Origin of the sequence: Flavobacterium sp. FlaQc-47, from assembly GCF_044006475.1 — a bacterium.
In the GTDB taxonomy this organism is placed as follows: domain Bacteria; phylum Bacteroidota; class Bacteroidia; order Flavobacteriales; family Flavobacteriaceae; genus Flavobacterium.
The window spans coordinates 600834-613194 of the sequence record NZ_JBIPCQ010000002.1 but is presented as its reverse complement, the minus strand read 5'-3'; the positions used below and the strand labels follow the sequence as shown (position 1 = coordinate 613194).

Genomic DNA, 12361 nt, shown 5'->3' with positions numbered 1-12361 from the left:
AAATTGAAACCGTTACTTTTCTCCAAATATTTTAACATCATCAACCATAAAAGCACCATTTAATGTTTTGTCCTTACCGGAACCTATATATTTAAATGCAATATGAACGTTTCCTGAATAAGCCGATAAATCTATGCCGCCTGAACTTATAAACTTTCTAGTTGGTGTTGAAAGCGAAGGCAAATTTGCTTCTAACTTTGTCCACTTTGCTTTTGTAATATTCGAGCCGTCAAAATTATCGGAGATATAAACTTCTAAAGAATTTAATGGCGAATCAACTTTAAGGTCATGTTGTGCACTTCTAAAAGAAAACACTGCATTTTTATAAGTAGTTAAATTAATTTTTGGAGTAACAAGCCAAGCTATATTTTCTGCGGCTGTTGTACTTGTTGTATTAAATTCTGCATATCCGTTTCCGGCATACAACATGCTTTTCCATAATTTTGAAGCTTTTCCCACGATATTACTCCAACCCGGAAGTGCAAAATTTACATTGTTTTTTACAGATTGAAAATCTTCGGCAAAAAACGGAACTGTTCTTTTTCCGGTCATTTCCAAATCTTTTTCTGACCTGATCATCAATTGGTAATCTGTTCCAAATTTTGTCAAAACCCCTCTGACTTTTCCGCTTCCTTCAGGTACAGGATTATCTGCAAAACTCGCATAACTACTCGTTCTAAAAATGATCTGATTACCTGTTTTATCACGGAGATTCCAATTTGTAGCTCCGCCAACATTATTTGATTCTTCAAAATAATGACGTCCAATGGCTGCTTCGGCAAATTGTACATCATTTAATTCTACCAAAGTATTAAGCCTTGCATCATTTAATGCTTCTTCGATAGAAATAGACTCAACCAATTCGTTTTCATCAATTACTGTGCATGAAGCATTCAGAACATTTTTATAATCATTCTGGGAAACTCTTCCAATTGTTGGATCACCGGCATTACTTACATACAAACTTCCAATTCGCATCCCTTCAAAATACAAATCTGTAAATTGATTTTTAAGCTTTATATACACTTTATTCCCTACACGAAAATCAATATACGTATTAGAAACATCAACGGGAATACTAAATCCTATTGCTGGCGTTTTATCCGTTGCAAGAGTCTGAAAAGAAATTGCCTTAAAAAAATTACCTCCTTCATCGCTCGAAACAACATAAGCCTCAATTATATCATCGTAACTATAAAGTTTAGGAACTGATCCTGAAAGATCTTTTACTTTTTGAACCGTTTGATTTATTGTTAAATCAGGTTGTGTACAGGCTAATTTCGGAATTTCAACTTCATTGTTACAACCACAAAAAATAAGGAATGACAATGCAAAAAAGACAATTAAAAATTTATTTTTCATTTCAAATGTGTTTTAAAGATTATAAACTAATAGCAAGATTCACGAAATAAGTACGTCCGTATCCATAAAAATATTTAGGACCAAATGATGGTGTTCCACTCGAAACATCCTGATTAAGCGCCCTGAAATTGGCATTTCGTGCTTGTTCAAAACCTCCTGTTTTATAAGTGAGATCAAATACATTATTTACGCTGGCAAAAAGCCCTATATACTTTCCGGATAAACGCCAGGATTTGCCTCCGGTAATATTTAATAATGAGATAGGGTCAAACTTTTCCTGTTTTAATAAAGCAGATGCCCGTTGTTCTGTCGCTTCAGGAAAAACAAGACCACTTATGGGATTTTTATAAAACCTGGCTGTTCTTGCAATGGGCGAAACATCAATATAACTTTCTGTGAGATAATTAATGTTTGCTCCTAACCACCAATATTTTGGATCCCTATATTCTAATCCTATTGAATATGCTTGTTGTGGCATACCGGATTGCTTGTAATTTTTAAGATAGGATTCTCCAAAATCAAATGTTTCTTGTGTATCACCTTTTGCAGCATTAGCATCATTTGTTATGGAAACATTAGGATTACTATTATAAGTATAATTGCCATAAGCGGCAGACAAAGTACTTTTAAGCGTGGAAGAAATTTGATATTCAAAACTTAATTCTGCTCCAATATTTTTCTTGTCCAAATGGGTTAAAGTCTGACTTACAAATGCATCTGTATTGTTGTAACTCGCACCTCTGTCAAAAATTCCTTCAGCATAGAAAAAGGAAGTTTTCGTACTGTTTTTTATCAAAGTATAATAAACTGTTGTTCTGATTTTAAGTTTGGGCGAACGCAAAATATAGTTGGCTTCGGCACTACTGATATTTTCATTTTCAACGCCATCAACAACTGAATTATTCAAGCGGGAATTTGAAAAAGTATTTCGAAGTGAAGGCGCTCTTGTAAGATGCATTCCGTTAAAAAACAACAATTGTTTGCCTGAAATTTTATAGGTAAATCCGCCTTTGAAACCAAAATTTTCAAAATTTACTTTTTGACTTTTACCAAGAGAAGATGTTGGATAAATCCCATTTTGATATAAACCTTCCCTTTGATAATTGGAAACCGAATAAGTTTGTGCCAAATAAAAATCAATTTTGTTATAATTGAATTTAAACTGTGTAAAAGCATCAATAGTAGTCGCTAAAAGATTAAAATTATAGCCGTAAGTATCTCCTTTTTTTACTTGGCGATTAGGTTTTTGCAAATCAGATTGTGCCTGATCACCGCTATAAAATGCGTCAATATCTTCAAAATATTCACCTCCAAGCAAATCCAAAAGAGATTGAAATTGATGTGATTTCAAATTCCGAAAAGTGATTCCGCCATCAAAAGTGCTATTTTCGGTTATTTGAATATTTAGGTTTGTATTGGCTGCAAATGTCTTGTCGTCTGTTCGATCTTCATATAAAACATAATGACTTTTTGAGGGTTGATATCCTGTAATGTCTCCTTGAAAATTTAGTATTGGCTTTTGATTGGCTTGGTACAATTCATCCCAATTGATTTGGGGATTTTCAAGAAATAGAATTTTGTTTTTTTCTGCACTTATATAATCCGGAGTAAAATCACCCGAAAATTCTCCCTGATCTTTTCCATAAAGTGAAGTGTAATAACTGGGTAATTTTCTATAATAAGCAGGATCCGGACTATTGGCATTTTGATAATCTATTGTACTATTGCCCACTTGTCCAAACTGATACATTACGCTGGAATTTAGGTTTGTCTTTTCATTTATTTTAAAATAATGATTTAGCATCAACAAGGGTTCTTCGACTTTTTTTACTCTCGCATTTCGTTTTTCCCCATTCTGAAAACCCCAATATGAATTGTATTTTTCATTGGTTAATTGTATGACTTCATCTGTACTCGCTGAGTTTTTTCCACGCGAAGCAGGTGTATAAAATCCTGTAAAATTCAGGGAATGTTTATTGCTCAATTTTTTTTCGATACTTACAAAAAAAGACTCGGCATCAAAAGTGGTTCCTTCAAAATAACCTTCATTCGCAAGACGTTTCCCCGCCGAAATTGTATATGCCCAACCGGAAGAATTCATCCCTGAAGCATATGTGCCAATGGCGCGCCAATTATAAGTTGTGTTACTTCCGGAAAACGACAGTCTTATTCCTTTTCTGTATGTTGAAGCACGCGTAGAAATTTGCTGCGTTCCTAATATTCCTCCAAAGGAAAAATTTGAAGCTGCTGCTCCAACAGAAAATTCCTGATTTCTGAGCACATCATTTAAACCTCCCCAATTACTCCATTGTGGTCGCCCGTCGTAAATTTTATTCATGACCATGCCATTAAGCATCATGGTTCCATTCTCGCTGTCTAAACCGCGAACTCTAAATCGGGCTTGTCCCCAATTGAAAGCTGAAGCCTGCATAAAAGCATCTTTTGAAGATTGTAAAAGTCCTGAAGTCATTTCAGACGAGCTATTATCATCGGATAAATCGCTGTCTAATAATGTGATTAAAGTTGCCGGAGTATTATCTAAAAAATTATCTTCTAATTGTAATATTCCAAGATTAACCGTTTGTTCCGGATTTGAATTTATTTTTAGAAGCAAATCTTTATAGCCCTGACTGTGAAGCAACAATAATTGCTGCCCTTTGATGGAAGAACGCAATTCAAATTTTCCTTGTGAAGTGGTGAGTTGTGTAACGGAAGAATTTTGGATATTTACCACAACATTTTCAATAGGATTTTGTGTTTTTGCATCGATTACTATTCCTGAATAAATAGTTTCCTGTTGTGCAAAAGCAACTCCGAAAGACAATAAAATAAAAAACAGCATATAATTTTTTCCCATGAAGACCCAATTTACTTTAATAATTAGTTTTCAGAATGAATTGTTTTGAATTCAAAACATTTCGATTCTTACATCAAAAGATAAAATTGGTTTTTGGAAAACATTGGTAAATTCTAAACTCTATATTAAATAGATTCGAAAATTCAAATATAGACAAAAAATATTAATAAAGTAATTTCTTACTAATTCTGCTATACTTAGAAAATTTATTTACAGACAAGCGATCAATTAAAAGCAAATAGATCTGTGATAATCTGCTTTATCCGTTTAATCAGTGGGCAAATGATTTATTCCGTAGTTCTAATTTTAGAAACCATAAAAGCAATCAGAACACCAAAGATTCCGATAAAAGCAAAAGAAAACTGAAGTCCAAAACTCTCCGCAATATGCCCAATTACTGGAGGTCCCATTAAGAAACCAAGGAAACTTACGCTGGAAACAATCGTTAATGCTTCTCCTGGCGGAACAGTTGGATTTTTTCCTGCCATACTATAAACGGTAGGAACAATGGTTGCAACTCCTAAACCAACTGCCATAAAAGCAATGGTACATGGTATAATATAAGGGAGAAAAACGGCAGTGAAAAGTCCGGCAGAAATCATCACGCCGCTAATTTGCATGACGCGTTCACGACCAAATTTATTGATTAGATTATCACCTAAAAACCTTCCGCTTGCCATCATAATCATGAAAGAGGTATATCCTAAAATAACCAACGCTCCTGGTGCTTTTACAATATCCTTAAAGTAAACCCCGCTCCAGTCAAACATTACTCCTTCGCTGGCCATACTGCAAAATCCTATGACGCCAAGCCAAAGTAAAGAACTGTCCGGTTTTGAAAATAACTTTTTCTTTTCAGCCGATTTATGTTTTATTTTTTCTTTGGCTTTGACCAAAAATTTAAAATTAAAAGCTACCATTATAAGGACAACTCCTCCAACAATTAAAAAATGATGAAGTGGTGTCAGTTTTAAAGTCAACATTCCTAAACCTACCAAAGCTCCTGTAAATCCTGCAAAACTCCACATACCGTGAAATGCTGACATGATTGTTTTTTTGAAAAGTACTTCGGTATAAACGCCTTGAGTATTGACAGCGATGTTGGCTAGATTTCCGAAGATTCCAAATAGAAATAATCCCAGGGATAATTGTAATGCTGATGTTGCCAAACCTAAATTTGCCAAACATAAAACATACATTATTAAGGAGAAAACCAGAATTCTGTGACTTCCGAACTTCGTTACCATTTTCCCTGAAAAGGGCATAATAATCAATTGTCCCATTGGAAGTGCAAAAAGTATCGAACCCAAATCGCCTTCGGTTAAATGTAAGGCAGTTTTAATGTCCGGAATTCTACTTGCCCAGGTTGCAAAACTTAATCCCATCCCGAAATAAAACATTCCTACAGCAATACGAATCCGGTTTAAATAAGAGGCTTTTGCTTCTCTGTAAACTTTCTTGATTTTCCCTTTGGTTTGGAATAGCGATAATGGATTGAAATCTATCAAAATAATGCATTTTAGGTTTGACAGCATAAAAGTACTAAAAAGCTACTTCAAAGACTATAAAACCCAACTGGTTCCTAAATTTATAACGTTATATGTTTATAATTTTTTTTAAAAGGGGCAAAGGTTCTGAGGTGCAAAGGGACAAAGTTTTTTTATGCCCACGGATTATACGGATGAAACGGATTTTACACAGATTTTTTTAGGTTTTTTGTAGAGCCGCACTGCAGTGCGTCTTACGTTTCAAACAATAAGGTTATCTTATTTTTTTTATGCTACACATTTAGAATTAAAAACCTGCGTCAATCTGTTCCATCCGTTTAATCAGTGGGCAAATTAATACGCAAAAAAAAGAGACGCACTGCTCTGTGCGCCTCTACGGTCTCCATATAAGATATTTAATTTTTTTACTACACATTTAGAATTAAAAACCTGCGTAAATCCGTTTCATCCGTATATTCCGTGGGCAATTTTATTTACAAATTAATTACGGTTCGTTGTTCATTACTTGCAATTGCAGCTTCGATAATCTGCATTACTTTTACACCATCTTGCGCTGTAACCGGTTCTAACTTATTGTTAGCAATTGACTCATAAACGCCATCAAAAAAGGAGAAATAATTTCCCTGAAGTGTTGGGATTTTTTCCTTGATTTCTTTTCCGTTAACTTCTGTATGTAAAAGTCCTTGTAAGGATGCTGATTCTGTTCCCCAGGAATCTAAGTTTGGTTTTTTGCCCAATTTTAATTCATCTTCCTGAACATCTCCGCGAGGTTTTAAGAACGATCCTTTTTTACCGTGAATGGTATAGGCCGGATTTGCTTCTCTGACAAAAAAACTGGCTTTTAATCTCACTCTGAAATCTTCGTAAATCAGTAATAAATCCATCCAGTCATCTACTACCGAATTTTCTCTGGTATACCTGATATCTGCAAAAACAGACTTGGGCAAACCAAATAAACAAACTGCCTGATCGATTAAATGCGGTCCTAAATCTTTAAGTATTCCGGCTCCGTCATTCACGGTTTCTTTATGTGCTTTGGGACTTAACAACGGATTGTATCTGTCAAAATGAAATTCGGCTTCTACTAAATCTCCTAAAGTTTTTTCAGTAATTATTTTTTGAACAGTTTTAAAATCGCTGTCCCATCTTCTGTTTTGGAAAACGGCTAATTTCACTCCTTTTTCTGCTGCAATTGCGGCTAATTCTTCGGCTTCAGCCACAGTTGTTGTAAATGCTTTTTCTACAACGGCGTGTTTTCCTGCCAGTAATACTTTTTTAGCATATTCGTAATGCGTTCCTACGGGTGTATTTACAATTACTAAATCAACATCATCTGCTAATAAGTCATCGATTGTTGGGTAACTTTTTACAGTAGGATAATCGTCCTGAATTAGTTTTTTGCTTCTTTCCCAAGATCCTAATAATTCAAATCCCTGATGTATATTTAAAAACGGAGCATGAAAAACTTTCCCTGACATTCCGTATGATAATAGTGCTGTTTTTATTTTTTGCATTTTGTATGTTTTTTTCTAAGACAGATCCCGCAATTAAAAAGATTTTTTCTCCCACCAATTTCACTAATTTTCGCTAATTTTTATTCTTTTTGCGCTCAATCAATTTGTGCAAATTCGTGAAATTCGTGGCAGCCTTTATTTTAAAAAATCTCTTTAATGTACAATCAGTGGCTATTTAATTTTTAGCTCTTTCGTATTGTTTTGGCCATTGAATATCGTCGTTTAATTCTTTGGCAAAACTTAAAGGCAAATTTGGGTTTCTTAAAGATTCTCTGGCGAATAAAATTAAATCGGCCTGATTGTTTTCTAAAATAGTTTCGGCTTGATGTGCTTCGGTAATTAAGCCAACTGCTCCGGTTAAAATGGAAGCTTCTTTTTTAACTTTCTCTGCAAACGAAACCTGATAACCCGGTTTTAATTCTATTTTTTGATGTGAAACTAATCCGCCTGATGAAACGTCAATTAAATCTACTCCTTTTTCTTTTAAGATTGCCGATAGTTGTACGGATTCTTCTGGATTCCAACCGCCTTCTGCCCAATCTGTAGCCGAAATTCGAACAAACAAAGGCAAATCTGAAGGCCATTCTTCCTGAACAGCAGCTACAATTTCTAATGTAAAACGGATTCTGTTTTCAAAACTTCCTCCATATTCGTCTGTTCTCACGTTGGTTAAGGGAGACAAAAACTGGTGTAATAAATAACCGTGTGCACCGTGAATTTCCATCACTTTATATCCGGCTTGAACGGCTCTTTTTGTTGCGGTTTTAAAATCTGAAATTACTTGCTGGATTCCGTTTTGGTCTAAAGCTTCGGGTAAAAATGGTTCATCATCGTGATACGGAATTGCGCTTGCGGAAACTGTTTGCCATCCGCCTTGAGCGAAATCTAACTTTTTATTGCCTTCCCACGGAATCGAAACGCTCGCTTTTCGTCCTGCATGTGCTAGCTGGATTCCGGGAACTGAATTTTGAGAAACAATAAATTCGTTAATCGTTTTTAGTTTTTCGATATGTTCGTCTTTCCAGATTCCTAAGTCTGAAGGAGAAATTCTTGCCTCAGGAGAAACTGCCGTTGCTTCCTGAATAATTAAACCTGCTCCACCGCTGGCGCGGCTGCCTAAGTGAACTAAATGCCAATCGTTTGCAAATCCGTCAATTGCCGAATATTGACACATGGGCGAAATAACGATTCTGTTTTTTAGAGTAATTTTTTTTATAGTAAGCGGAGAAAATAATATTGAAGCCATATTGTAACTTTTAATGATTTTACACTACTTATTGAGTACAATAGTGTTTGAAAAAGTAAAGTTAAAGCTTCTTGATAAAAGTAGAAATCTAAATGTTTATTAATTAACAAACATTTAGATTAAATTTTGTTTTTTCCACAAATTGTAATATTCTCCTTTTTGTTCCAGCAAATTGACGTGATTTCCAGATTCAATTATACTACCGTTTTTCATTACTAAAATGGTATCTGCATTTACTATTTCATTTGACTGATTTCATTTAAAAACTCAAATTCATCTAGAGGAAACATTTCAATCACCATTTCTAAAATAAGAGCCACATTTATTGATTGACTTTTGTTTGCATCTTGCTCCAACGTCAAAACACACATTTTTAGCATATTGGTTATAACACAACCCAGCTCATAATAATCCAGTTTTTTTATTTTAGTTTCAACTTCTAATTTGTCATCGACAGGTTTTAAAGTATTGAAATACGAAGAAAGTATTTTTCTAAGATGCTGTAATTTTTTGATTTCGATGATTTCCATAATTATATGTTTTGTTATTTTTGATTATAAGTAAAATCGTACTTTTGTTTGACGGTTCAAAACTAATCAATAGATTTTGAGGTAGCGAACTATAAACAATTGTCCGCCACTAATACATATTGTATTTTACCAAAAGAAAAGTTTTACAGAATTTTTAAATATCTTTGAATTATGAGCACAGCAACAAAACCAAAACACATTGGCAGAAATATTAGCCGAATCAGAGAACTTCGTGGAATGAAACAAGAATCTCTTGCGATTGCAATTGGTGTAAGCCAACAATCTGTTTCGAATATTGAAGGAAGCGAAAATGTTGATGACGAAAAATTAAATGCTATTGCCGAAGTTTTAGGTGTTAGCATTGAAGCTATTAAAAATTATAGTGATGAAGGTGTTATCAACTATTTCAATAGTTTTAACGATCATAGTATTAATCAGGGACCAATAGGTGCTCAAAATATTTGCAACTTCAATCCTTTAGATAAACTAATTGAAGCTTACGAAGAAAACAAAAAATTATATGAGCGTTTGTTACAATCGGATAAAGATAAAATCGAATATTTAGAAAATTTCATAAAAACGAAATAGCTTTTATAAGATATATTTTAAAACAAAAAGAGACTTTCGAGTCTCTTTTTTGTTTTTTGTCAATATGTTAATCACTAAAATGCGGTATTGTATATTATTATTTTATTGCGTATATGCTTAAAATAATCAATAACTTAATAATTAAATGATCGCCAAAATGTTATTGCCCTGTGGCAAAGGCGAGATTGAACATTTAAAAAATTTAATGAACCAGAATAACCTTTTTTAAAGCTTAAAAAAAAGAGAATCACGACTCTTTTTTTATTTTATTCAAAATTATGTTAATCACTAAAACACGGTATTGCAGGTGAATCATTTTGCACGTATCATTACTTAAAATAAGTAATAGCTTACAAAATTAATTAGCCATGTTTAAAAACTTTGATAACTTTCATACTTTTGACAATTTTAAGATAGAGGAAGATCTCGGACAATATTCTTCATATTCAGCTTATAACAACGATTTATTACGTTTAGTAGATTTTTACGGACGAACTCCATTTGATTGGTATCGAAATAAAAGAACGGGGGAAATAATTTGGCTCGACGGAAAAGCTCAAATTGACCATTATTCTAATTTAGGACATACCTGGGGCAAAACCTTTAGTAACAACAACAGAATATTATTGGACGGAGACACGAAAAAAATATATTATAACGGAGAAGTCATCCATAACTTCCAGAAAAAGAAATCATCATTTTTTAGTGGAGGAATTGCACTATCTGACGGAGGATCGTTTCAAAATCCCGGTGCTTTACCAAGAGGCGGAAGAAATGTTACCTGGATTGATTTTGGCGGTCTATTTGAGGCTCTTATTGTTTTAATGGCATTTGAAAAGAGCAGCACTACAAGTACTCCAAAAGGAAAAGGAACAAACGGAGGAAAACGAACAATAGATAATAAAAACGATGATGTGATGAATGCTTTTGATAATGGTGCGAATGGAGCAAAGGCGGTGAAATCTGCAATCGAAGAGGCCAACAAAAAAGAGGTAGAGAAATCTGAAATGATTCGAATTGTTAATGATCCTAAAAATCCAAATAACAATGTGCAAATAAGAAGAGATATTTTAGAAGCACAACAAAAAAATAAATTATGAAACAGAAATATAAAATAGCATTCGCCATGCTCTTTGTTGTACTTATTGCATTAATAGTATTCAATATTTTTTTTCATGATGAAAAACTTCGTGTTTTAAAGGAATATAGTCCGGAAGGAAAATTATTAGGAACAAATGAATATATAATTAGAAATGGAGATACAATCTTGCAAGGTAAATTTATAAATTATAATGAAAAAGGCATTAAAATATCCGAAGGTCAATTTATAGATAATGAACCAAAAGGAATATGTTCTTACTATTATGATAATGGAAAAATTAAATCTGTTTATTATAAAAAAAATAGTAAAGTTGATCTTGAAGCTACTTACTACAATAAAGAGGGGTTAATAAGAAAGTATGTAATGTGTAATGATTTTAGTGAGCCTAAATTCATTATTGAGTTTGATGAAAAAACAGTAAAAATGTACGATGGTTATGCAACATATCCAGTAAATCAGTATAAAATAGAAAGAGGAAAAAAGTATAAAATTAATATTCAAGACACTCTAAAAGTAGGTGATGTGATAAAATATGATTATTTACTAGCCAATATCCCAAATACCAAAAGGACTTTTAAAATAGCAACTGAAGGAATTGAGAATTCTACGGTTAAACGAACCATTACTTATAAGGAACCAACTCGCATAGTTGTTGAAGAAGTTTTAACCAAAAGAGGACTTAACCGAATCAAAGCAATAACTCAATACATATTTAATGATAAAGCTACATTAGTAAAAAATGATACTATTTCTTTTGATATAAATGTAAATTAAATAATGAAAAAGAAATATTTATTAATACCGGCTATAGTAATTGCTGTGATAGTGTTACATTTTTATTTTAAAAAAGAGAAAGTTTATACTATAAAAAGTTATTATCCAGATAAAACAACAAGAGATGTGTTCCAATATATAATTAGAAATGGAGACACTGTTTTTGAAGGTGAGTTTAAACAATATAATACAAAAGGCAATAAAATAGCCGAAGGGAGATTTTTAAATGGACACATAAAAGGAAAGAGTATTTATTACTTTGATAGTGGTATTATAAAATCAATTCATTATAGAAAAAATGTTGAAATTACAGAAGAAAGCACGTATAATTATCCAAATGGAAAGATTATGAAATATCTAATGTATGATGATTTTGGAATACTTGATTTTTTAATTCGTTATGATGAACTTGGTAATATGAAAAGCTACGAAGGTTTACCATTAATAGAAATTTACCAATATAAAATCGCAAACAAAGAACAATTTAAAACAAAAATTGAACAACATCTTAAAGTTGGAGATACTTTAAAACAGCATTATTTAATAGCGAATATCCCAAATGCTAAACGTACTCTTAAAATAGAAAATCAAGGCGTTGATAATACAAAAGTGAATCGAACAATCAAAAAAACATCTCAAACTGGTCTTGAAATAAAAGAAATACTAATCAAAAAGGGAATCAATAAAATAAGAGCTATCGTTAAATATGAATTTAATGATAAAGGAAAGTCGGTTATTAATGATACAATTTCTTTTGAGGTTAAAGTGAATTAAAGAAATGAAGGAATATTGGTTTGATTAGGCTTGTCTATACTAATATCTACTTTAATTACAGGTAATAAGGCTAGAAAAACTATAAGTCCTAAAACAATTACAAAGT

The 12361-nt window shown here is 32.8% G+C and carries 10 protein-coding genes; 4 read left to right on the top strand and 6 right to left on the bottom strand.

Annotation, left to right across the window (positions count from 1 at the left end; all coding sequences use genetic code 11):
* Positions 1-12 precede the first annotated feature (12 nt).
* From ACHRVX_RS08685 to ACHRVX_RS08660, 6 genes are all read right to left on the bottom strand, one after another.
* The gene (locus ACHRVX_RS08685) at positions 13-1362 is read right to left on the bottom strand and encodes a DUF5689 domain-containing protein (protein ID WP_395331270.1); all 1350 of its coding nucleotides are present in this window, start codon (positions 1360-1362) and stop codon (positions 13-15) included.
* Between the two features lie 19 nt (positions 1363-1381).
* Positions 1382-4219, bottom strand: a complete 2838-nt coding sequence (locus ACHRVX_RS08680; RefSeq protein WP_395331268.1) for a carboxypeptidase-like regulatory domain-containing protein — start codon at positions 4217-4219, stop codon at positions 1382-1384.
* Between the two features lie 287 nt (positions 4220-4506).
* Positions 4507-5727, bottom strand: a complete 1221-nt coding sequence (locus ACHRVX_RS08675) for an MFS transporter (RefSeq protein ID WP_395331267.1) — start codon at positions 5725-5727, stop codon at positions 4507-4509.
* Between the two features lie 473 nt (positions 5728-6200).
* Positions 6201-7241, bottom strand: a complete 1041-nt coding sequence (locus ACHRVX_RS08670; protein WP_395331264.1) for a Gfo/Idh/MocA family oxidoreductase — start codon at positions 7239-7241, stop codon at positions 6201-6203.
* A gap of 175 nt (positions 7242-7416) precedes the next feature.
* Positions 7417-8487, bottom strand: a complete 1071-nt coding sequence (locus ACHRVX_RS08665; RefSeq protein WP_395331263.1) for an NADH:flavin oxidoreductase/NADH oxidase — start codon at positions 8485-8487, stop codon at positions 7417-7419.
* 236 nt (positions 8488-8723) lie between these two features.
* A complete protein-coding gene (locus ACHRVX_RS08660) occupies positions 8724-9017 on the bottom strand; it encodes a hypothetical protein (RefSeq protein ID WP_395331262.1) in 294 nt (97 codons plus the stop codon).
* A 171-nt stretch (positions 9018-9188) separates the two neighbouring features.
* Here ACHRVX_RS08660 and ACHRVX_RS08655 point away from each other — a divergent pair, with 171 nt between their 5' ends.
* The 4 genes from ACHRVX_RS08655 (at position 9189) to ACHRVX_RS08640 (ending at position 12255) form a co-directional block, all read left to right on the top strand.
* A complete protein-coding gene (locus tag ACHRVX_RS08655; protein ID WP_395331260.1) occupies positions 9189-9605 on the top strand; it encodes a helix-turn-helix domain-containing protein in 417 nt (138 codons plus the stop codon).
* Between the two features lie 368 nt (positions 9606-9973).
* Positions 9974-10705, top strand: coding sequence for a hypothetical protein (locus ACHRVX_RS08650; RefSeq protein ID WP_395331258.1), 732 nt, complete (start codon positions 9974-9976; stop codon positions 10703-10705).
* Positions 10702-11481, top strand: coding sequence for a hypothetical protein (locus tag ACHRVX_RS08645; RefSeq protein ID WP_395331256.1), 780 nt, complete (start codon positions 10702-10704; stop codon positions 11479-11481). Before ACHRVX_RS08650 ends, ACHRVX_RS08645 begins: the two co-directional genes overlap by 4 nt.
* A 3-nt stretch (positions 11482-11484) precedes the next feature.
* Positions 11485-12255: a hypothetical protein gene (locus ACHRVX_RS08640; RefSeq protein ID WP_395331254.1), complete on the top strand. Its 771-nt coding sequence runs from the start codon at positions 11485-11487 to the stop codon at positions 12253-12255.
* The last annotated feature ends 106 nt before the right edge of the window (positions 12256-12361 follow it).